This is a genomic window from Schaalia cardiffensis (genome assembly GCF_016405145.1).
Taxonomy (GTDB): Bacteria; Actinomycetota; Actinomycetes; order Actinomycetales; family Actinomycetaceae; genus Pauljensenia; species Pauljensenia cardiffensis.
The window spans coordinates 1-21146 of record NZ_JAEKIA010000017.1; the positions used below are offsets into that span (position 1 = coordinate 1).

Annotated in this window: 19 protein-coding genes and 2 pseudogenes; 12 read left to right on the forward strand and 9 right to left on the reverse strand. The window is 60.0% G+C overall.

Annotated features, from left to right (window positions below; all coding sequences use genetic code 11):
- Positions 1-584: 584 nt before the first annotated feature.
- A complete protein-coding gene (locus JFX23_RS08570; protein ID WP_198776543.1) occupies positions 585-1187 on the forward strand; it encodes a SatD family protein in 603 nt (200 codons plus the stop codon).
- Complete coding sequence (locus JFX23_RS08575; RefSeq protein ID WP_198776544.1) at positions 1184-1606, forward strand: hypothetical protein; 423 nt, start codon at positions 1184-1186, stop codon at positions 1604-1606. The genes JFX23_RS08570 and JFX23_RS08575 overlap by 4 nt, the downstream gene beginning before the upstream one ends.
- Positions 1607-1669: 63 nt before the next feature.
- On the opposite strand, the gene JFX23_RS08580 is transcribed toward JFX23_RS08575, so the two are convergent.
- The gene (locus JFX23_RS08580; protein WP_198776545.1) at positions 1670-2926 is read right to left on the reverse strand and encodes an ATP-binding protein; all 1257 of its coding nucleotides are present in this window, start codon (positions 2924-2926) and stop codon (positions 1670-1672) included.
- A 201-nt stretch (positions 2927-3127) separates the two neighbouring features.
- Between JFX23_RS08580 and JFX23_RS08585 the strand changes: the two genes are divergently transcribed.
- The 4 genes and pseudogenes from JFX23_RS08585 to JFX23_RS09665 all read left to right on the forward strand — a co-directional run bounded on the left by JFX23_RS08585 (position 3128) and on the right by JFX23_RS09665 (position 6395).
- Entirely contained in the window at positions 3128-4084 is a 957-nt protein-coding gene (locus JFX23_RS08585; RefSeq protein WP_233050718.1) for a nucleoside hydrolase, read from the forward strand.
- Positions 4085-4284: 200 nt separating this feature from the next.
- Positions 4285-4734: pseudogene (locus tag JFX23_RS08590) on the forward strand (N-6 DNA methylase); the annotation flags it as partial.
- A 560-nt stretch (positions 4735-5294) separates the two neighbouring features.
- Complete coding sequence (locus JFX23_RS09660; RefSeq protein ID WP_416153030.1) at positions 5295-5702, forward strand: zinc-ribbon domain-containing protein; 408 nt, start codon at positions 5295-5297, stop codon at positions 5700-5702.
- An 84-nt stretch (positions 5703-5786) separates the two neighbouring features.
- Positions 5787-6395, forward strand: coding sequence for a zinc-ribbon domain-containing protein (locus tag JFX23_RS09665; protein ID WP_198776548.1), 609 nt, complete (start codon positions 5787-5789; stop codon positions 6393-6395).
- A gap of 203 nt (positions 6396-6598) precedes the next feature.
- Here the strand turns inward: JFX23_RS09665 and JFX23_RS09455 are convergent, their stop codons facing one another.
- Both JFX23_RS09455 and JFX23_RS08610 read right to left on the reverse strand, forming a co-directional pair.
- On the reverse strand, positions 6599-7063 hold the full coding sequence (locus tag JFX23_RS09455; protein WP_233050719.1) for a hypothetical protein: 465 nt from the start codon (positions 7061-7063) through the stop codon (positions 6599-6601).
- A gap of 423 nt (positions 7064-7486) precedes the next feature.
- On the reverse strand, positions 7487-8341 hold the full coding sequence (locus JFX23_RS08610) for a DUF4062 domain-containing protein (RefSeq protein ID WP_198776549.1): 855 nt from the start codon (positions 8339-8341) through the stop codon (positions 7487-7489).
- A gap of 304 nt (positions 8342-8645) precedes the next feature.
- Between JFX23_RS08610 and JFX23_RS08615 the strand changes: the two are divergent.
- The 5 genes and pseudogenes from JFX23_RS08615 to JFX23_RS08635 all read left to right on the forward strand — a co-directional run.
- Positions 8646-9643: pseudogene (locus JFX23_RS08615) on the forward strand (DDE-type integrase/transposase/recombinase); the annotation flags it as partial.
- A 140-nt stretch (positions 9644-9783) separates the two neighbouring features.
- Positions 9784-11532 carry an anchored repeat ABC transporter, substrate-binding protein gene (locus JFX23_RS08620; protein ID WP_198776550.1) on the forward strand — a complete coding sequence of 583 codons (1749 nt, stop codon included), beginning with the start codon at positions 9784-9786 and terminating at the stop codon, positions 11530-11532.
- Positions 11533-11566: 34 nt separating this feature from the next.
- Entirely contained in the window at positions 11567-12559 is a 993-nt protein-coding gene (locus JFX23_RS08625) for a choice-of-anchor M domain-containing protein (RefSeq protein WP_233050721.1), read from the forward strand.
- Positions 12556-13602, forward strand: a complete 1047-nt coding sequence (locus JFX23_RS08630) for a metal ABC transporter ATP-binding protein (RefSeq protein WP_198776552.1) — start codon at positions 12556-12558, stop codon at positions 13600-13602. Before JFX23_RS08625 ends, JFX23_RS08630 begins: the two co-directional genes overlap by 4 nt.
- On the forward strand, positions 13599-14456 hold the full coding sequence (locus JFX23_RS08635) for an anchored repeat-type ABC transporter permease subunit (RefSeq protein WP_198776553.1): 858 nt from the start codon (positions 13599-13601) through the stop codon (positions 14454-14456). Before JFX23_RS08630 ends, JFX23_RS08635 begins: the two co-directional genes overlap by 4 nt.
- 304 nt (positions 14457-14760) lie before the next feature.
- Here the strand turns inward: JFX23_RS08635 and fumC are convergent, their stop codons facing one another.
- Positions 14761-16167 carry a class II fumarate hydratase gene (gene fumC, locus JFX23_RS08640; RefSeq protein WP_233050722.1) on the reverse strand — a complete coding sequence of 469 codons (1407 nt, stop codon included), beginning with the start codon at positions 16165-16167 and terminating at the stop codon, positions 14761-14763.
- A 100-nt stretch (positions 16168-16267) separates the two neighbouring features.
- Positions 16268-17455 carry an MFS transporter gene (locus JFX23_RS08645; RefSeq protein WP_198776565.1) on the reverse strand — a complete coding sequence of 396 codons (1188 nt, stop codon included), beginning with the start codon at positions 17453-17455 and terminating at the stop codon, positions 16268-16270.
- 322 nt (positions 17456-17777) lie between these two features.
- Between JFX23_RS08645 and JFX23_RS08650 the strand changes: the two genes are divergently transcribed.
- Positions 17778-18332, forward strand: coding sequence for an MmcQ/YjbR family DNA-binding protein (locus tag JFX23_RS08650; protein WP_198776555.1), 555 nt, complete (start codon positions 17778-17780; stop codon positions 18330-18332).
- A gap of 8 nt (positions 18333-18340) precedes the next feature.
- Here JFX23_RS08650 and JFX23_RS08655 read toward each other — a convergent pair whose 3' ends face one another.
- From JFX23_RS08655 to JFX23_RS08670, 4 genes are all read right to left on the reverse strand, one after another.
- Positions 18341-18871: a dihydrofolate reductase gene (locus tag JFX23_RS08655; RefSeq protein ID WP_198776556.1), complete on the reverse strand. Its 531-nt coding sequence runs from the start codon at positions 18869-18871 to the stop codon at positions 18341-18343.
- Entirely contained in the window at positions 18868-19665 is a 798-nt protein-coding gene (locus JFX23_RS08660) for a thymidylate synthase (protein ID WP_198776557.1), read from the reverse strand. The genes JFX23_RS08655 and JFX23_RS08660 overlap by 4 nt, the downstream gene beginning before the upstream one ends.
- Positions 19666-19802: 137 nt before the next feature.
- Entirely contained in the window at positions 19803-20558 is a 756-nt protein-coding gene (locus tag JFX23_RS08665; RefSeq protein ID WP_277063112.1) for a VPDSG-CTERM exosortase interaction domain protein, read from the reverse strand.
- A 1-nt stretch (position 20559) separates the two neighbouring features.
- Entirely contained in the window at positions 20560-21006 is a 447-nt protein-coding gene (locus JFX23_RS08670) for an OsmC family protein (protein WP_198776558.1), read from the reverse strand.
- Positions 21007-21146: the final 140 nt, after the last annotated feature.

The following is a 21146-nucleotide window of genomic DNA, read 5'->3' on the forward strand; positions in this document are numbered from 1 at the left end:
ACTGAACACCCGGAGAGCATTGCGAGGCCGGAGAGGGCCAAGACGAGCGCAAGCACCCGGGCAGCATGGGATGAGCGTGTCATCTTTACACGCTAAAGCAGCCACCAGAGAAACTCCACCACTTGCCACAAGCTGTGGACAGAGTGGACAGAAACGAAAACCTGGACTCTTACGCAGGAGCACTGAGCATGCTCCTGATCCGCGAGAGACCCCGAAGGCACAAAGAAACAAGATGATCACCGTCCGCTGTCCTCGACGCAGATGCCGCCGGGTCCGCCTTGCTCCACCTACCCGATCAGCGCGGTAGTACCTCGACTCCTCGAAGAATGCCGCGAAGAGCGAGCTTGGTTGTCAGCGGGGCTCCACCTCAGGGTCAAGGCGCATGCATGTTGGGAACTGGGGTTTCCCACAGTGGGGAAGAGATGGTCAATGCGGGCGATCCTCGTCAAAAGGGGTTTCGAGAACACGCAGGAGATTAGCTGTGACACTTCAGAGCAAGTAATTAAGTGTAGAACCTTAATTGATTGGAGTTTAGCTGCTATCCTTAATTCAGGGCGTATTGCCCCTGAGAAAAGGAGAAACAGGTGTTCGTTCTGACGATTGACCAACGCCGCTCTCGGGCGGACGAGGATCGTGTTCCGCTCCTCCTCGCTCAACTCGCGCCGATTCCAGTCGCCAGTCCCTTCGTCCGAACGGCCGGCGACGAAGTCCAGGGGGTCATCACCGATCCAGAAGGAGTCGTAGTGATCATTGACAAGCTCCTCCGATCAGGCAAATGGAGGTGCGGGATCGGCGCCGGAGCAGGGGAACTCTTCTTCGCTAAGGACGCCCCCGATTCTCGTTCAGGCCGGGGTGATGCCTTCGTCCTCGCTCGGGAAGCACTCGAAAGCGTGAAGAATTCGCGCCATTCGATCGCGCTGCGCTCACGCGTCGAAGAGCCCGCCTCTGGGGGGGAAGCGCTCATTCACCTCATGGAAGCGCTTTCCGCTTCCCGCACTCGTCGCCAGTGGGAGATCATCGAGGCCGTCGAAGCTCGGGAAACGATGAGCGAGGCGGCGCAATACCTCGGCGTCAGTCCCTCCGCCGTTTCCCAGGTCTACGCACAGTCCGCCCGTCGTGAACAGCGCGCCTGCTACGGTCTGCTCCGTAGGCTGTTGTCGCAGTGTGATCCGAAGGGAAATGGATGAACGAGTCGCCATCGATTCTTCTTGCGCTCGCCGATGCCGCGATCGTCCTCGCCGCCGTCCTCATCGGATGGGCGGTCACCGTCCTCGTCCTGAAGGGTGCGAAACTTCCCGAGGCGACGGTGAAGCCCAAAGAGGACGAGGACGAGTTCATCCTTGAAACGCCCGAACCGAAGGCTGAGGTGCCTCGTGGTGGAACGCTCGTCGGCCTGCTCGAACGTGCCGCGGTCGCGACCTGTGTCGTCGCCGGGCATGTTGAACTCATCGCCGTCGTCGTCGCAGTCAAGGGTCTCGGACGTTTCGCAGAGCTGCGTGACGATCCGGCCTTCGCCGAGCGCTTCCTCATTGGCACCCTCACCTCGATGCTGTCCGCAGTGTGGGTCGCGCTTTTCGGAGTGTGGGCCATTGACTTCTGGCTGTGAAAACTGCCGGGCTTCATTGGCAGGGGGATGGGTTGGCTGCGGCCTTGAGTGTGAACTCCTCGCTCAGACACTCCACAAGGTCGATATCGGCATCGCCCAGAGGCGCTCCCCCATGGGCAGGATCTGCTTGCCCGCGTGCAAAACAATGCCAGCCTGGAACTGATCTTCGATCTGTTCGCGTAGGAATGACAGTCCTTTGAAGTCCTTCTGAGAGATCGACATTGCCGCTTTTACTTCGATGCCGATGATGCTTTGCTGTCGGTCTTCGAGGATGAGGTCCACTTCCTGCCCAGTTGAAGTCCGGAAGTGACTGAGAGTGAACGTCTTCGTGGACCAAGTCCGCTGTTTGAGGAGTTCCGTTGCGACGAAGGATTCCATGAGGCCACCGCAGAGCGAACTGAGGGTCTGAGATTCGAGGGCCCGAGAGTCAACACCTGCGAGAACGGCGGCGAGACCAGGGTCTTGAGCGAAGACCTTCGGTTTAGAAATGGCTCGTCTTCTAAGGTTGCGTCCCCATGCGGGCAGGGCATCGATAAGGAAGACCGATTTGAGAGCTTCCAAGTAGGAAGGCAGGGAACGTTCCGGGCGGTCGAGCTCGCGCGCCACATGCGCGGCGACAAACTCACTTGTGCCGCTTCGTGCAATGAGGTTCAACAGTTTCGTCAGTCGGTCAGGGTGCTGAATGCCGAACAGTTCGGATGCGTCTTTTGAGAGGACCCTCTCCGTGTATGCGTCGATCCAGCGTTCCTGACGGCGACGGCTTGTGTTGAGGATTTCGGGGAACGCTGAAGTGGTGAGCAGCGTGAAGTATTCAGATCGTGAAAGGTGGGGAACCTCAGGGAGACTGCTGGTGTTTGTCAGATTCCAGGCGAATCGTGCGAAGTCTTCTACGAAACTGAGGCGCTCACCTTGGCTGAAGCCTCGCAGGTAGAGAGTTTCAGCTCGTCCTGCGAGGCTCTCTTCCGCGCCTTTCAAAGTGGAGAGATTCGAGGAGCCGGTAATGATGAAGCGGCCGGGGCGTCGATCTTCTTCGAGCGCCCCTTTGATGGCTCGGAAGAGTTCAGGTGCGCGTTGGATCTCGTCGATGGCGAGAGTTCCCAAGGGGTATTGGCGCACGAAGGCATCTGGGTCGCCCTGCGCTGCGGCGAGGGTTGCTGAGTCGTCGAGGTTCACGGCTCGAGCTGGGCGGTTCTTAATGAGTTCTGAGACGAGAGTTGTCTTGCCGACTTGGCGTGCTCCAGACACAGTGAGAACGGGAGTGTCGGAGAGGATCTCTTGTGCTAAATCCGCTGAATTACGCCGAATAATCGATTTTCCCATAGGAGTAGTGTAGTTGCCCATTGCGGTTCTGCAAGATGTTTGCTGCGGTTCTACAAGCCTTTTGTTGCGGTTCTGCAATGCTTACGTTGCGGTTCTGCAAGACTTTCGTTGCGGTTCTGCAAGGGCTGTGGGTCCGAGCTGTACGCCCTCGGGCACCCTTCGTATAGTGTCGAATTCCCAGTTCCAAGAAAGGATCATGCGATGGCGAAGCGTCCCCTGTATTTCGATTGCGACCCGGGCGTCGACGACGCGCTCGCACTGGCGTACTTGCTGAACTCGTCGGAAGTGTCTCTGGTCGGCATCGGTACGATCTGCGGGAACGTGGACGTCGAACACACGACAGAGAATGCGTTGCGCCTTCTCGCCCTCGCAGGCAGGCAGGACGTACCGGTCGCGATGGGGGAGCGCTGCTACTTGACTCGCGAGTACACGCATCGCGCGGTGCAGGTCCACGGCGCCAACGGCATTGGGGACGTCGAACTGCCCCCAAGCGACCTCGCGCCCACGGGAGAATCGGCCGCTGAGATGATCCTGCGCCTCTCCGACGAGTACGAGGGCGAGCTTGAGATCTGCGCTGTCGGCCCGCTGACGAATCTGGCCCGCGCCCTCGACCTCGATCCGAGTCTGCCGCAGCGGGTGAAGCAGGTCGTCGTCATGGGCGGGGCTGCCCTCGTGCCGGGAAACGTCAGCCCCGTGGCGGAGGCGAACATTTTCTGCGACCCGGAGGCTGCGAGCGCAGTCGTGCGCGCACCCTGGGACGTGACTTTGGTCGGCCTAGACGTCACCCTTGAGAATGTCATGGAGGAGTCACACCGCGAACAGCTCCTTGCTTCGGATCAGCCACTCGTGGGAGCTCTGGGGCGGATCCTCGACGTGTACTACGACTTCTATCAGCCCCAGTTCGGGCGGCGCTGTTCGCCATTGCATGATCCTCTTGCCGCAGCGATCGCCGTCGGCACTGTGAAGGTCGTCGATTCTCCGTGGGTGAATGTCATTGTCGATGACACGGAGGGGCCGGGGCGCGGGCAAACGATCGCAGACCTGCGGGGCCAGAGGCTTGGGCCCGTTGAACAGGAGGGCGCTCATGCTCGGATGGTCCTGAAGACAGATCGCCCCTTCGCGGATCAGCTCGTTGCGAGGATCCTGGGACGTGAATAGGGGCTGCAGGGGAGAAATAGGGGTCGTGGAGGAAGAAAGAAAATAGGAAAGCGGTGAAGACCTGCGCTGAGTCTGAGAGATGCACGGGGCCGAGGCGCGTCTCTCGGTGATGCTGAGTGCGACTGCGATGCCGGTGAGCAGCAGCTTCGCAGGTGGGCGAAGCTCTTGGCGCCAAGTCAGCGGTCTGTGAAGCGGTATTCCGCAGAGATATTGTGAGTGAGAAGGGTTTCTTCATTCGTCCTTCCGAGCTCTTCGTCAATGTCCGTGCGAGGGCGCCTCACAATGAGAACCTCAACGAGACCCTATCGATGGTGTTTGCGAACATTGAGCGATCCTCATATGGGAGCAGAGCGGAGAAGGACATGAAGGGCCTTTTCGCCGACGTTGACGTTAATTCGCCCAAGCTCGGCAACACTGTTGCTCAAAGAAACCTCAAGCTCGTGAGGATCTTGGACGCGATCGGGGACATGGACTTGTCCTACAGGGAGTCGACGATCGATGCTTTCGGTGACGCCTACGAGTATCTGATGACGATGTATGCCTCGAGCGCAGGCAAATCAGGTGGTGAGTTCTTTACGCCACAAGAGGTCAGCGAGGTTCTTGCGCGCATCGCTTTGGATGGGCGCGAATCGATTGGGCGGGTCTATGAAACTTCCATGACATGCCGGATACAAACGCGCGCGAGCTATGATTTAGCTGCCTGATTGGTTCACATTTGGGTTAACTGCACGAAGGGAATGAGAGGTCAATGAAGACGTGCTCTGTCGATGGCTGTAATGAGCCGGGTGCTTTTTCTACGAGGTCCAGGCCGACTTGGTGCCTCGAGCATTTGAGAGAGATTTATGTCGCTGGGGGCTTGACTCTCATCTCGGAGTTCACAAAGCCTTCGGACTATCTGCTTACGAGATGTAATCAGTGTGGCTTCGAGGGGCACTACAAGTTTGAGTACGTTCTCGACCGCAATCGTATCGGCGAGAAGGTTTGCAAGGCTTGTTATTGGCGTGCATGGGCGAAGAGTGCTCGTTCCATGTCCGGTGCGTCCGATCATCCTGTTGATGTTTCAGCGGTGCGTGATCATGCTGAACAGCACGGTTACACATATCTTCGACCGTTGACAGATCCCAGTTTAGAAAATGATCCCCATGCAACGCGATGTAATTCTTGCGGAAGGGTCGAAGCCCAAAGATGCGGAGACATTGGTTGGGGATGCATGTGCCGACGAAATCCGAAAACAGCCACCGCCGGAACGAAGAAGAAACCTGGGGTAAACCTGCTCAAGAACTCCAAAAATGAAAGAGTCACGTGGTGGGATCACACTAGAAATGATGAGTCGCTTTGGGAGAAAGCGAAAGTTCGATCATATTTCGAGGCATGGTGGGTATGCCCGGAAGGTCACTCCTTCAAAGCCCGAGTCCTTGATGTTACAAACCCTTATGATCCCTGTCCAGAATGCCGTGAGAAATCTCGGCAAGAGTGGCAAGAAGAGCGCGCCTCATACGAAGGGAAGACTATTGCTGATATCCTAGAACTGCTTAAAGCGTTGGATGGAGATATTCTTCCGCAAGACGTTTTAGTAACCGATCATGCGTGGGGTTCTGGTTACAGGTTTCGCTGCTAAAAGGGGCACCGTAACGCTCGTCAGTCGCTCAGCTGGTTATTAGGCGGATGCTCGGCTTGTAAAGCTGAAGAAACAAAGAAGAAGTTGCTGCAGGAAGCCAAGGAAGAACCGACGTTTAGTCGACTGACCCCTGAGATTAGTAGTCAGTGGCATCCGACGAAGAATAGAAAGTTACAGCTCGCAACGATTTCCCCGAATTCCCGTCGTGTCGTGTGGTGGAAAGATCCTATTTGTGGGCATGAGTTTCAGGCAACGTCACGCGAACGTGATAAATATGAACGTTGGCGGTGCCCGTTATGCCATACCATTCTTGACTCTCTTGCGTGCCACTACCCAGAGATCGCTGAGGAATGGTCACCCGAGAATTCGGTATCGCCTTGGGTCATAAGGCCGAATTCAACGTTGCTGACCGAAGTTCCCTCTTGGCGGTGTAGGAGTAATCCTGACCACATGTGGCAGGCGATGCCAAGTGTTCGAATTAATGGTGGACAGTGCCCACAATGCCGAAACTTCGGCAAATCTCAGATTGAATTGGAGTATGTATCGGCTGCCAAGAAACGCTGGGGTAATGCAAGTTCGGGGCAACGTATCCGCTCCGACAGATTCCGCAATCACGCTTCGTGGGCAGTCGACGTGCTAGTTGGGCTTCCAGATGGGCGGAGACTGATTATCGAATACGACGGCAGTTACTGACATAGTGACAAAGCAGATATAGACCGCGAGAAGAGCCTCGATTTGCTTGATCAGGGTTACTGGGTTGTGCGTATACGAGAATCACTACTCCCTTCTCTGGAGATCGATAGTAACCGCTATTCTGAGGTAACGGTTTACCCCAATGCGCAAGATCCCGAGGAGATCCTTCAACGTATTGCTGGCTTGCTTGACGATGCTGCAAACTAAGGGGAAATAGGGACGACCTGCATGCTGCCGTCACGGAATTGGAAGGTCACTGTGTCGCCGGTGCTGACGGTGCCTTTGTCGAGCAAAGCTACGCATAGGTAGGGGCTGAAGGTCAGCTGGTCGACGTCGAGTTTAGCGGGTTCCTGTTGGTAGTAGCGGTAGGCGGCGAGCCGGTTGTGTTTGTTTTTGATCGCGGCCACCACAGCGGCGCGCTTAGCCAACAAGGCTTGATGCTGTTGGTGGGCGGCGTTGAATGTCTTCTCGTATGCCTGTTGGTCCTGGGCAACGCGTGCGTTGGGGGAGATCAGTGATTCGAGCTTCTTCGCTACCTGGTCGATCTGAGCGATCAGTCCGGCAGCTTCAACTTCGAGGTCGCTGGTATCGAGCACGTAGAGCACAGCGTGGTTGACCGTGGTATCGGCTGGTGAGTCGAAGTGGAGGCGGATCGTCTCGACGAACATGTCCTTGAGGCGCTTATCGTAGATGTGTCCGGTGGCGCACTTGATGTCGCCCGTATATTTGTGGCCGCAGCGTCAGATGACCTTTTCGTATTTGCTGCCTGCACGCCAGGTTTTTGAGCCGAAGAAGTGCCTGTACTGACCGTATTCGAAGGTCGATGAGAAAGGTCGGGTGCGGCGCTGGGTTCGCTGATTCGCGGTGCCTTTGGCTAGTTCTGCTTGGACGAAGTCCCACACTGCTGGGCTGATGATTGCTTTGAGGCTGGCAGTGACGTAGCACTGAGGCACCTCGCCTTGGTTGATGACCTGCTTCTTTGTCAGGAAGTCAGCAACGTAAGACTTTTGCAGGGGGAGCAGATGTAGACCGGTAGAAACTGCCTACCACACGTAGGGGTAGTTTTTGGGTAGAGGGGGTGCTGAACGCTCCTATTGGACGTCGAAGGTATCTTCTCTCCGCTCCCCGTTTTCTTCCCATGAAATGACAAGTCGTGGCTGGTTCATGGCCAAGGTGTATAGAACATTGATCTTCCACGTTGTGTCTGGTTGGAGCGTAATTGGATTGTCGGGATGGCAGAGCACAACTCCTTGAGTATCTTCGGACATCGCGAACGTTGTGTTCGCCGCCTCGGTGTCACCGACATTTGTAACTTCGTACCAATGCCTAGTGCGGTACTTCAGTTTCCCCCGTTTATCGAGCCCCTGGGCTTCGCGTTCTTCCCGAGACTGAACTTTGAGAACTACGCCCTGCTTTCGTGTCTCCTCTGCCACCGGTTTGATGTCAAGTGAGTCTACGTCGTAGCCGACCGCTTTCCAGATTTCATGACCAAGCTGTTCTGGCGTGGCGAATTCACCGTAGAGGCCACGCTGTTGGATTTCACTCCTAAACTCGCGCAGCCCATCAACCTGACGGGTGTCAACGTCATTTGGCAATGGCGCTGTTGAGAAGTAGAGGTGAACAGGCTTTTTGCTTGAGAGCGCCCGTTCGATTTCTTCGACAGTGCCGGATACAGCATCTCGAGTCGGAGCGCCCAGTCTGCTGCCGAAGATCGCGATGAGGATGTCGGCTGAATCTATGCCTTGTTTGTTGATGAGTTCTTGCGGGTGGTTGCCGAGCAATGGAACAGATGAAGTCTCCCAACGCCACGGAAGTAGAGCTACTTTCTTGGTTGCGGAATTCGCTGCATTCCAATCGTGGAGCGCTTTTTCGACGGCGTTTCGGGCATCTTGCACATCGGCGGGTGAAGCGATAGCGACTCTCAAAACGGTAGCTGTGAAACTCATGCTTCTAGGATACGAAACCTCTCCGACATTTGTCGGTGTCAGTGTCGTCGACGCTAGAGCCGAATGAGTTTGCGACTACCATCCCTAAACTCGTAGCCGATCGTCCTGCCCTCGTTAACTTCGGCGTGGTCGAGCAGAGTATGCCAGCGGAACGGGCTGTACTCTACGTTGCCTTCGTCCCCTAGTTGTACTGATTGGGGAGGTTGGTTGAATGAGTGTGATTTGGAAGTGTGAGTGCATGGGGAGGGTCTTGCTGGTTGAGTGGTTGTTTGGGACAGTTCCTTCAGTCTAGGTAGGTCCTCTTGTGTCTCACGCTTACGCTGCCTTGACTCCCAGCGCTCGTCTTCGAGTCGCTCAACTCGTCGTCGACGAGGGGTAGCTGATTTGCGAGGTCGCCGCCCGATTCTAGTGCGCTTGGCCCACGGTCAAACCTTGGGCCAAGCGATACGCCGTTGGCGAAGCAATGACCGACCGCCCCCTTACGACCTCGTTCAAGCCCGAACAAGACCTTGAAGAAGGTCGCAGCACGGATCATCTCGCTGCGGCTGCGGCTGCGGCTGCGGCTGCGGCTGCGGCTCGGGGAAGGGGCCGGTCTAGCTCGCCGCCCGGACCGGCGTCGCGCCTTCGACGGTCCACCGGATCGTGTCCTCGGCCGGGTTGAAGCGTCCAGCCCACATCGAGCGCGCAACCGGGGAGCCAGTGCGCCGTGACGAGCATGACCATCCCGGCCCGCTGATCCACGTCGACGTCAAGACGCTGGACAACATCGTCGACGGTGGCGGCTGGCGGTTCGTCGGCCACCAGCGAGGTGAGTGCAAGCGGCACGCCACCGCCTCGGGTAAGAACAAGCACCCCCAGCCACTGCTGGACTAAGCGTTCGTCCACACCGTGATCGACGACCACTGTCGGTTTGTTTACGCCCAGGTCCGCGACGACAAGACCGCGACCCGCGCCTCAGAGGTCCTGACACGGGTCGTCGCCTGGTTTGCAGCCCGCGGCGTCACCATCGAACGCATCCTGTCCGACAACGGCTCGGCCTACAGGTCCCACCACTGCCACCAGGTCTGCGACCAGCTCGGCATTCAGGTGAAGAAGCCCCGCCCCTACCGGCCCCAGAGCAACGCCAAGACCGAACGCTCCCACCCCCTGGCCGACGGCTGAGCCTCCGCCCACCATTACTAATCACAACAACCACGCCACATCGCCCTCAACACCTAAATCCACTTCAACAATCACCACCAACCCCACCCAGCCTCCAACAACCACCCACCAATCACCCGCTTAACCAACCTCCCCGATCAGTGCTCAAGGTCTATCTCGAGAGGTTCCTCGGGGCTTGAAGCCCTCCAGGGAGGCCTGCTTCCCTCTCTTTGTCATGAGAACAATTCGCAACTACTATTGCGACTGGTTATCAGTAGGCTTTGAGTGGAGAAGACGTCCGAGTGAACAGATCAGGTCGAACAGCGGCAGCCCTCTTCGCCGCTGCATCCCTCCTTGGAGGGTGCTCCACCCCCGGAGCCGAAGCGCTCCCAGCCCGACCACTCGTCGTCACAACAACCCCGATCATCGCCGATATCACCGCTCGCATCGCCGGAGAGGACGCCGAAGTCGTCTCCATCGTCCCTGCGGGCGCCGACCCCCATACCTACGAGCCGCGCCTGTCAACCCTTCGCAGCGTCACCCGGGCGAACATCGCCATCGAAAACGGACTCCTCCTCGAAGACGCCTCCATCCGCTCCATGCTGGAAGGAAACCTCCCCGCCACCGCGACCCACCTCGTCCTCGGGGAAGAAGCCCTCGCATTCGGCGGCTACCAGATCCCCCTAGTCGAAGACCGCGCCCTCGATACCGTCTGGCTCGGCCTGCGAGTTTCAGAAGTCGCCAAGGCTCCTGAGAATACGAACGAGGACGAGGCCACAGGCACTGCCCCCGGGGAAGAGGACAGGGACGAGGCCGAGGCCGCAGGCGCGGCAACGAACACAGAGCACGTCGAATTTCGCGTGAGCTCGGTCGAGGGCCCCGGGAATGTCTCTACCTTCACGACCGGCACTTTCGGACAACCCTCCATCTGGCTCGACTCCTCTGACGGGATCGGCGGCCCCATCGGAGCGACGAACGCAGGAGGCGCCTCCGTCTCTGATGCGATCGCATTGCCTACCGGAGCGCACACGCACATGTCCTGGGGATTCTCCCAGGCCGGTGACTACACCCTCAGCCTCAACGCCTTCCAGATCGACAACCAGGGAACAGAAACACTGCTCGGATCGACGACGCTTCGTTTCGCGGTCGGCGTCGAACCCGGAGAAGGTGCCCTCACGAGCGGGCACGTAGACCTCAATGCACAACCGGATGGAACACGCACCGGCGGAACACACGCAGAGGAAACACACACAGGCGGCACACGCGCCACGCCCTCGGCCCTCACTCTCACAGGCGAAGAAGGTGGACGCTCCTACGAAAAAGACCCCGCCTCGACGATCATTGCCGTGCCCCACAGTGCGCAGACCCTCGTCCCCGCTAACCCGCAATGGCGATTCCTCGGGCACGCAGGCGAACCTACGTGGATTCTCGCGCAAGCCGTCATCGGCAAGCACGTGCACGGAGAAATAGATCCGCACATGTGGCTCGACGTCCACAACGTCCAAGCCGAAGTTGAGGTCATCACCCAAGCCCTCATCGGCCAAGACCCCGACTCCGCGCAGAACTACCGCAAGCGCGCCGAGGAATACAAGGCAGAACTTGCCGAGCTCGACCAGTGGATGAGCTCCATCCTCCAGACAATCCCCGAAGGATCGCGGCGCCTCGTCACCGCCCACGACGCCTACGGGTATCTCGCCAGAGGATACGGGCTCGAAGTAACGGGCTTCGCCTCAGCGAACCCGAGCCTCGAACCTTCCGCGGGCCAACTCGCAACCCTGTCAGCCACCCTTCGTGACCTCAAGGTGCCCGCCGTGTTCATCGAATCTTCGACCCGCTCAGGCGCAGGCGAACTCCACACGATCGCCGCATCTTTGGGGATCCGAGTCTGCTCCCTGAACTCAGACACTCTTAGTGCACACACCCCCAGCTACATCGAAGCAATGGTCTCCAATACGAAGACCCTGAAAGCCTGCCTCGACCCGCAATCCCTTCCGGCCTGGGACTTTGAACCCGGTCTCGGCCACGCCCTCAACGACTTGTACACGAACTAAGGACTCCTACACGGACTAAGGAATGGACACAACAATGAAGACACAGCAGATCCTCGCCGGAAGCCTTCTTGCGCTCGGCTGCGCCCTCGCCCTGCCGGGCCTTGCCCTAGCCGATCCGAGCAGCGACTCCGACCCCGCGCTCACACAGAACGTCACAGCTAACGAGGCCAGCGCCGAAAGCGGCGACAGGGTCGTCATCGAACACGGACACGTCGACATCGGCCCGCGATACGCGAACAACACTTGGAGCGTCCTTGCCCGCGACGACTCCGCCCAGGCCCCCGTGTGGCGAAACCTCGACGATGTCGTCTTCGCCCTGCCCGATGCGGCGAAACTCGAGGTGCCCGAGGGTGAGGAGTATTCCTTCATCGGCGCTTCGCAGGCATGGGTCGTGCCCCAACAGGAGATCGCCGGAGTTCCCTGGCTCGGCTGGAACACTCAGGACCCGGGTGTCGTCGAAAACGTGCCCGCAAGCCTCGACATCGTGTACGAGGGACACGAGGGCCCCGGTCATTTCATCGCCTTCGTTCAGGCCGGGAACTTCAAAGGGCCGCAGATCCTGTGGGACTCTGAGAAGAAGCAGTCCCAGCCGCTCAGCGTGGACGTCAATACGCACACCCACGCGAACTGGGCCTTCACCGAACCGGGCGTGCACCGAGTCACCCTCGCTTTCACTGCGACCTTGAAGGACGGTACTCCTGTCGGCGGGCACGCCACCTTGAACTTCGCAGTAGGTTCCCACACCTCCCCAGCTTCCGTTTTCGAAGCGGTCGACGCCGGGAGAACGGGGGCCGAGGCCGGGGCGTCCCTCAACGGCTCTGCGGATGGCTCCATCGTCGGAGCCCAGTCCGGTGCTGAAGATGGGGCTTCGAAGGACGGCGAAGCCCAGAAGACAGGCACAGGCTTTTCTTCTTCGCCGACTTTGTGGATCGTCCTCGGTGCAGGCCTCTTTGCCTCAATGGTCCCACTCATCGCCGCGAGCGTGCATCACAACACGAAACGAGCCCAGGAGGAAGCGCTCCAATGAGTTATGAGCACACGGGCGGGAACACCAAGGGGAGCGCAGCCGGGCGCACGGCCGGGAGCGCAAGTGAGCACACGGGCGGGCACGCCGCCCCGCTCCTCGGCCTCGATGAAGTGAACGTCGAACTCGCGGGTCGGCGCATTCTTACGGGAGTGAATCTGAGAGTCGAAGAAGCACAGCTCATCGGCCTCGTCGGCCCGAACGGCGCGGGCAAGACCACCCTCATGCGCGCAATCATGGGACTGATCCCAACTTCAGCGGGGAAACTGGAACGCACGGGCCTGCCCGGTTATGTTCCCCAGCGCCACGACATCGAATGGGGCTACCCGATCAGCGTTGAACAGACCGTCATGACCTCCCTGCAGATGAGGAAGCGCTTGTGGGAACGCACCAGCGCAGCCGACTGGAAAAGGGTGTACGAGGCTCTCGATATGGTCGCCATGAAAGACCTGCGCCGACGCACCCTCGATGAGCTATCCGGCGGGCAAAAGCAGCGAGTCCTCATCGCTCGGGCGCTCGCCCGCTCACCACGCCTCCTCCTCTTGGACGAGCCCTTCACCGGACTCGACCACCCCACTCAGGACGAACTCACTGCGCTCTTGAGGGAACTGACCGAGCGGGGAGTCGCGATCCTCATGTCGACCCACGACCTCTCCCAGGCCGTTGACGTATGCGATTCCCTGGTCCTCCTCAAGGGCGGGATCATCGCCCAAGGGCGCACCGGCGAACTCACAGACCCGCAGCTCTGGATGGATGCCTTCGAGGTCGGGCCCTCTTCGGCGCTGCTGCGGACTGTCGGCGTTGCGGCTCCCTCGATCAACGAGGACGGGGCGCGTGAGGAGGCTCGGGCGAGTGAGGAGGCAAGTGCGCGTGACGAGGCGACTGCCTGTGATGATGGGCGAACGCTCGAAGAGGCACAGGAATCTCGGGAAACGAGGCAGCTTCATGACAAGAGACAAGGCGGCGTGGAAGGACCATACGAACTGGCAACTGGCTCGCTACTGGCACCTGGCTCACCGAACGATCTGAGGGCGAAGAGCGCATGAACCCCATCGACTTCATCATCGACCTGGCGAATCCACAGCTCGCATTCTTATCACGAGCCCTCCTCGTTGCGATGATCTGCGCGATCATCAATGGCGTCGTTGGAACACACGTCGTTTTGCGCGGCATGGGATTCGTTGGTGACGCGCTTGCGCATGCGGTCTTCCCGGGCATCGCAGTCGCTTTCGCTCTTGGAGCTTCCGTCCTCATCGGCGGAGCACTCGCAGGGCTGATCGTCACCTTGCTCATCACCTTCTTCTCACAGAACCGCAGGATCAACGAAGACTCCGTCATCGGTATCTTCTTCGCCTCGGCCTTCGCCCTCGGCCTCGTCATCATGTCGAGAGTGCCCGGATACACGGGCTCCCTGGAATCCGTGCTCTTCGGGTCCTTGACGGGCGTGCAGAACTCCGATCTCGTGTCGATCGCCTTCGGCTCACTCATCTTGCTCGCGGTTCTTGCTCTCGCACACCGCAAGATTGTCGCCGTGTCACTGGACCGGACCTACGCCCAGGCGATGGGCATGAAAGTCGGGGCCCTCGACCTCGTCCTCTACCTGACCGTCGCCGCGGCAGTCGTCATGAGTGTGCAGATCGTCGGCAACATCCTCGTCGTCGCCTTGCTCCTCACTCCCGCTGCGAGCGCGAGGCTTGTGACGGACAGGCTCTTTGCGATGATGCTCATTTCTCCCGCGATCGGCGTACTCAGTGCCTTTTTCGGGATCTGGATGTCCTGGGCTGCGGATCTGCCTGCGGGAGCGGCGATCGTCCTCGTCCTCATGCTTGTGTTCGTTCTCGTTGCCGGGGTATCGGCTCTGAGGGGAAGGATGAGACTTCTCAAGGCTGCCCGGGCCTGAACTCCGGTAGCTTGTGGTGCCGATTGCGTGATCGGCGTCGATTTCGGGTGATCGGCGTCGATTCTCGAGGCCGAAAACAGTGGCCGAAAACAGGGCGTAACAGGTGGAAGCAGCGCCGAAAGGCGAAATCGCGCCGAAAGGTGGAAACGTCGCCAACAGTGGAGCCGTGTCGGAAGCTGGAACCGTCACCCACCGTGGAAGCGGCACCAGCGAAAAACAGCAGCAATAGAGGAAAGGGCCCGGCCCCTCACACTCGTGAGAAGCCAGGCCCCCGCACTCGGCGCTCGCGAAGCGGCCTCGCGGCTCAGTCCTCAGCGGCGCTCGGGTGCGTCATGTCAGCCGGCACAACCCAGGCATCGAACTCCTCAGGAGTGACGAAGCCCAGCTCGAGAGCGGACTCGCGCAGAGACAAGCCCTTGTGGTGCGCGTTCTTCGCGATCTTCGAGGCCTTGTCGTAGCCGATGTGACGGTTCAGGGCCGTGACCTGCATGAGGTTCGTCTCGAGGTTCGCCTGGATGCGCTCCATATTCGGCTCGATACCGTAAGCGCAGTTCGTGTCGAAGGAGACGCAGGCGTCGCCGAGCAGGCGGATCGATTCGAGAACATTCCACGCCATCACGGGCTTGAACACGTTGAGCTGGAAATTGCCCTGCGAGCCGGCGAAGCCGACGGTCGCGTCATTGCCGAACACCTGGACGGCGACCATGGTCATGGCCTCGCACTGGGTCGGGTTCACCTTGCCCGGCATGATGGACGAGCCCGGCTCGTTCTCGGGGATGAGGAGTTCACCGATGCCGTTGCGCGGGCCCGAAGCGTACCAGCGGACATCGTTCGCGATCTTCATGAGCGCGTCGGCGAGGACCCGGAGCGCACCGGAGACGAGGACGAGGGCGTCGTGCGCGCCGAGCGCGGCGAAGAGGTTATCGGCCTGGGTGAATTCGAGGCCGGTCTCCTCGGAAATCTTCTTGGCGGTGAGTTCACCGAACTTCGGGTGAGCGTTCAAACCAGTGCCGACCGCAGTGCCACCGATGGCGAGTTCGCGGGCGCGAGAGTCCGCGTAACGGATGCCGTCGAGGGCGAAGTCGATTTGAGCGACCCAGCCGGAGAAGACCTGGCCGAGGCGGATCGGGGTCGCGTCCTGGAGGTGCGTGCGGCCCACCATGACGATGTCGTCGTACTCCTTGGCCTTCTTATCCAGGGTGTCGCGCAGCTGCATGACACGCGGGTACATGTCCTGGAGTTCGGACACGACCGCGATGTGCATGGCAGTCGGGAAAGTGTCGTTCGAGGACTGGCCGCGGTTCACATGGTCGTTCGGGTGCACGGGGGTCTTCGTGCCCATTTCGCCGCCCGCGAGTTCGATCGCGCGGTTGGAGATGACCTCATTGGAGTTCATATTCGACTGAGTACCAGAACCGGTCTGGAAGACGACGAGCGGGAAATGATCGTCGAGCTTACCGGCGATGACCTCGTCGCCCGCCTGCACGATGAGCTTCGCGATGTCCTGGGGAAGCTCGCCGAGTTCAGCGTTCGCGAGGGCGGCGGACTTCTTGAGGACGCCGAGGGCGCGGACCATTGGACGGCCCCAGACGAAGGTGTTGCGGCCGATGTCGAAGTTGTGGAGGGAGCGCTCGGTCTGAGCTCCCCAGTAGCGGTCGGCGGCGACCTCGACGGCGCCCATCGAGTCGGTTTCAGTACGCGAAGCTGTCATAGCTTTCTCCATTCATGTCGATGTGGTTCTAGCGTAGGGGAGCGCAGTCCGATTCGGAGGGCCAAGAGGTCCTGGCAGGTCAATCCTGAGCAGGAAGTTTTCAGCGGGTCTTGACGAGTCCGGGATGTAGCCACGCGATCGTTACGCAGATGGAAACGAGGACGAGGGCGAGGACGAAGGGGACGAGGGGATGCCAACCGTAGAGGGCGGTTGCTGAGACGGGCGCGAAGATCCAGGTGATCGCGCCAGTCGCATTGATGATCCCAGCGACGCCGCCTTGTTCCTCGTCTGTGACTGAGAGGGATGCTCCGGCGGAAAAACCTGGGCTCGCCAGGCCGCTCGATACTCCGATGAAAAAGGTCGACAAGGCGATCAGCCAGGGGCTCCACGCGAAGGAGAGGACCGCGAGGGAACTCAGGCCGAGGGTCATGCCGATCCGCAGGAGTTTTCGGGGCGGCCAGGATAAGCGGGGCACGAGGAGCAGTTGCATGAGCATTGCGCCGGTGGCGTTTGCGAGCAGCATGAGGGCGGTGATCGAGATCGCGGTCTTCGGATCCACGCCTAGACGGTCCTGCACGAGGAAGCCCATTGTGATCTGGACGACTCCTGCGGCGAAGAAGATGCCGAAGGCTGCGCCGATCCAGGGGAGGACCCTTCGATCGGACCAGGAGACTCTCGGTGGGAGGGTGGTCTTCTCGTTCTTGAGATTCGCGGGCCCGTCCTTGGGGAGGAACACGAAGGCGATGACGAGGGCGATCGCAATGAACCAGGGGGTGGCGTGCACGGGGGCGAAGATCCACCAGGCGCCGAGCCCGGAGGAGATGAGAGAGCCGATCATGATTGACAGATTGATCGCTCCCGAGAAGGCGGAGACGCCTTTGACGCGAGAGCCCTCGTCCGGGGTGGATTGAGCGATGAGTGCCTGGCCGGTCGGGGGGATCGCAGCGACCGCAGAACCGAAGAAGGGGCCGCGTGCGAGCATGATCGCTCCCGCGGCGATGGAGGTGGCGAGCAGTCCCGCCGAGCGCAACGCCACCGCCGCTGAGAAGAGCGCGCCCGCGATGAACGCGAGAAGCAGCGCCAGGAGGAGTACCTTGCGCCGCCCCCACGCGATTGACCTGCGCCCCCAGAATTGCGAGAGGGAGGCCACTGAAACCGCTGCGAGGGACACGGCTGCGCCGACGATCCACTCGGGCAGGGCGAGTGCGCGAGAGAGCGGGGCGATTGACGCATTGATCATGTTCTGCGCCGTGTAGGTGAATAAGGCGATCGCGAGTAGTGCCTTCAAGGTTGGCCCGGCGAGGGCAGAGGCGCCCGCCCGGGTGGTGGACTTAGCTCGGGTGGAGTCCCTAACTCGGGTGGCGGACTCTGCTTGGGTGACGGACCCTGGCGGGATGGCGGATTCTGGCGGGATAGCGGGGGGATTGCGGCGAGGAGCCGAATCCTCGGGCTTCGAGGCCGGATTGACGTCATGGGATGCTTGAGGCACCTCAAAATCCTACGCTCGCCGCCCACATCCCCTACGCCTTCGAGCACAGCGCCCCATCCTTTCGCTTTTCCGAGTGGAATACTTCAAGGAAGGGGAATACTTCAAGGAAGGAGAGATGAGCATGGATCCACGAGAACTGCACGATTTTGCGCTCGAGGTCGCCCTCGAGTTGCCGCACTCGCGCCTCACCTTCCCCTTCGGAGAAGAATGGGAGGCCTTCAAAGTTGGAGAGCGGATGTTTCTTCTCCTCACGGACACGAATGGCCCGCAGATGGTGACGATGAAGGTTGATCCTCAAGAAGGCCGCGCCCTCGTCGAGGCTTATGACGACGTGATCCCTGGTTATCACCTCAACAAGAGACACTGGGTGACGGTGTTTTCGCCGGTAGAGCAGTCGGAAGCGTCGAGCGTACCGGAGACCTCAAGCATGCCGGAAACACCACGCGCAGCGCAGACCCCACAGCCCCCAGATGCCTCCCAGGCCTCGGATGCCCCGCACTACTCGCCTCTGTCTTCTCGGCGTATCAGTGCCGAGGAGGTGAAGGAACTCATCATCTCCTCATACCTCCTGGTCATTGCGAAGATGGCGAAGAAGGATCGGCCCATCGACCCCTACGCCTACGGCGAGATCCACGACCAGAAACGGGCTCAGCACCAGAAACGGGCTCAGCCCTAGAAACGGGCTCAGCGCCTCACATAAGTCCGCACTCTCCAACGAGCATCACCGGACTTCGCCTGCCAGTCCTCATCAGAGCGCTTCGGATCCACCTCCCACACCTCCTCGTCAATGAGAGGAGCCTTCACGACGGGCGTTCCCGGATGGATGGCAGCAGCGTCGAAGTCGAGTTCAGTCACGACGAGCTCATCCACCAGATCCATTGTCTGCTCGTAGACGGCGCCGCCGCCGGTGATCCACACATGATGGGCGCCCTCGGCCTCGGCAATCCCCCTCGCCAGCTCGAGCGCCTCCTCAAGGGAATGCACCACCAGGGCCTTGGGCGCTTCGAAGTCGGGCGAACGCGTGATCACGATATTCGTCCGCCCGGGCAAGGCCCCTCCGAGAGCCATCCAGGAGCGGCGCCCCATGATAATCGGACAGCCCAGAGTCGACTTCTTAAAATGCGCGAAATCCGCGGGAACACGCCACAGCATGTCTGTTCCCGAACCGAGGACACCCTTGACGTCCTGGGCCCAAATCGAGGCGAGAATCGTCATACCGCCACCGGAGCCTTGATCGCAGGATGGTGCTCATAGCCCTCGACGAGGACATCATCGAAGTCGTAGGAGAACATCGAGGAGGCCTTCTTCAGGCTCAAACTCGGGAAAGGGAACGGTTCACGGGAAAGCTGCTCAGTCACCTGCTCGACGTGGTTCGAATACACGTGGCAGTCTCCGCCCGTCCAGATGAAATCACCGACCTCGAGGCCCGCCTGCTGGGCGAACATATGCGTGAGCAGGGAATACGAAGCGATATTAAAAGGCACTCCGAGGAACATATCGGCACTGCGCTGATACAGCTGCAACGAAAGCCGCCCCTCAGCGACGTAGAGCTGGAAGAACGCGTGACAGGGCTCCAGAGCCATCTTGTCGAGTTCACCGACATTCCAAGCAGACACGAGCATTCGACGCGAATCCGGATCTGTTTTCAAGGTTTCGAGGACCTGTGAGATCTGGTCGATCCTGTGACCATCGGCGCTGCGCCACTTCCTCCACTGGGAGCCGTACACGGGGCCGAGGTCACCGTTCTCATCTGCCCATTCGTTCCAAATCCGAATGCCGTTTTCTTGAAGCCACGTGACATTCGAGTCGCCATTGAGGAACCAGAGGAGTTCTCCGACGATCGACTTGAGGTGCACGCGCTTCGTTGTGATGAGGGGGAAACCCTTCGACAGGTCGTAGCGGAGCTGGGCGCCGAATAGGGAGCGCGTGCCGGTGCCTGTGCGGTCGCCCTTAAGCACGCCCTCTTTCATGATCCGCGCAAGAAGGTCCTCGTATTGACGATCGATCATGGCTAATGTCTCCTTCCCGTGCGGATGACGCGCACGTCAGCATCTCACGCCCAGGTCGAAGGGGGAAAGCCTCATTCCCATGCGGATGGTGCGCACTCTTCACTGCTCTAATAATCCGCGTTCACCCGGCCTGGCTGCTAATCGGTCCACCTGCGCTCGCCCTCGTCGCCAATCGGGAGCTCGAGATGCGCGTACGCGTAAGAGGTGGGCTCATCACCGAGGACCTCGACATCAATGACCTGTGGACTACCGAAAGCCTCAGGAGCGGGGCCGAGGGCGAGGCCCAGTCCTTCGATCGTTGTTTTCGCGAGGGAAGCGCCGATGCCCCAGCCGACGACTGCGCCGATCCCGAAGGGGAGCATACGGCCCAGGGTCGACATCGTCGCGGACTTCACCGTGCGGCGCTTCAACCAGCGCAGCATGAGGTTGTTGAACTCCGTGGCCGAGACGCTTCTCACATTGAGGAAGGAGGAGCGGAACCACGAGAGGGTCTGAATACCGACCTGCATGGAGATCACCTCCGCGCCCTCTTGCCCCGTGAGGGCCGCGAGGACCAGCGCAGTGCGCTTGGCGGGGTCGCGCATGTCGAGTCCATAGAGATGAGCGACGAGCATGCAGTGATGTGCGGCCTCAGAAACGAAGGCGAGGAGTTGGACCCCCGAGCTTCCCATGCTCACTGCGGTTCCCGCTCCCGGGAAGACTGCGAGTGCTCCGACAGCGGCGGATTCGCCGGACACGCGCGTTAAGAAGCGTCTATTCGCGATGCCCACGAGCTGTGCGGGTGTCGCATCAGGGTTGGCCTCGCGGAGTTTCTGCGCGGATTTCAGGCTCACGGCGTAAGGAACGTTCAACGCCTGGGACCAGGTCTTCACCACGCGGGAGCGGGCGCCCACTTCAGTCCTGGCCTACGGGCTCGTCAGTGAAGCTCTTCGTGTAGGACACCGGATTCGTCAGAGTATGCGCGATCGTGCAATTCCTTTCGATCGCGCCCTCCGCTCGGCGCAAGAGCTTTGAGCGCTCCTCCTCGTCAACCTTCGACAGGTCTTGGATGAGTTCGATCGCGAAGGAGGCGAAGCGGTCCTCGTTGGAAAGATACTCACCCGACACTCCAATAACCTGCTCAAAGTCTTCGCCGAGTCGGTCGGCCAAGCGCTTATCGGAGGACATGGCGTTGCAGCCTGCGAGCGCGATCTTCAAAAGATCACCGGGGGAGAAACGCCCAGGTCCATCTCCGACGAGGACTTGTGCGCCACGAGAGTTCGTTGCGATGTACTGGCGGACGCCCTGGCGTTCAAGATAGAGGGCCGGGGACGGGGTTGAATGTGCACTCGTATCGCTCATGGGTCCATTGTCGCGGAATCTGGGCTGAGCCGCGCGAGCTAAAAGAGGGGGAAAGAATTGGGCAGATCAAAGGGGAAAAGAAAGAGGGATCGTACCCTTGGGGGCAGGCTCGGGCCGGGGCGCAGGGAAGGAAGAAGCAA

Bases quoted from the DNA above. Each gene is read 5' to 3' on its own strand.
- JFX23_RS08580 (WP_198776545.1), bottom strand. From the start codon at position 2,926: ATGGGAAAATCGATTATTCGGCGTAATTCAGCGGATTTAGCACAAGAG.
- JFX23_RS08630 (WP_198776552.1), top strand. From the start codon at position 12,556: ATGAGTTATGAGCACACGGGCGGGAACACCAAGGGGAGCGCAGCCGGG.
- JFX23_RS09660 (WP_416153030.1), top strand. From the start codon at position 5,295: ATGTGCCGACGAAATCCGAAAACAGCCACCGCCGGAACGAAGAAGAAA.
- JFX23_RS08655 (WP_198776556.1), bottom strand. From the start codon at position 18,871: ATGACGATTCTCGCCTCGATTTGGGCCCAGGACGTCAAGGGTGTCCTC.
- JFX23_RS08625 (WP_233050721.1), top strand. From the start codon at position 11,567: ATGAAGACACAGCAGATCCTCGCCGGAAGCCTTCTTGCGCTCGGCTGC.
- JFX23_RS09455 (WP_233050719.1), bottom strand. From the start codon at position 7,063: ATGTTCGTCGAGACGATCCGCCTCCACTTCGACTCACCAGCCGATACC.
- JFX23_RS08610 (WP_198776549.1), bottom strand. From the start codon at position 8,341: ATGAGTTTCACAGCTACCGTTTTGAGAGTCGCTATCGCTTCACCCGCC.
- JFX23_RS08650 (WP_198776555.1), top strand. From the start codon at position 17,778: ATGGATCCACGAGAACTGCACGATTTTGCGCTCGAGGTCGCCCTCGAG.
- JFX23_RS08585 (WP_233050718.1), top strand. From the start codon at position 3,128: ATGGCGAAGCGTCCCCTGTATTTCGATTGCGACCCGGGCGTCGACGAC.
- JFX23_RS08635 (WP_198776553.1), top strand. From the start codon at position 13,599: ATGAACCCCATCGACTTCATCATCGACCTGGCGAATCCACAGCTCGCA.
- JFX23_RS08575 (WP_198776544.1), top strand. From the start codon at position 1,184: ATGAACGAGTCGCCATCGATTCTTCTTGCGCTCGCCGATGCCGCGATC.
- JFX23_RS08670 (WP_198776558.1), bottom strand. From the start codon at position 21,006: ATGAGCGATACGAGTGCACATTCAACCCCGTCCCCGGCCCTCTATCTT.
- fumC (WP_233050722.1), bottom strand. From the start codon at position 16,167: ATGACAGCTTCGCGTACTGAAACCGACTCGATGGGCGCCGTCGAGGTC.
- JFX23_RS08660 (WP_198776557.1), bottom strand. From the start codon at position 19,665: ATGATCGATCGTCAATACGAGGACCTTCTTGCGCGGATCATGAAAGAG.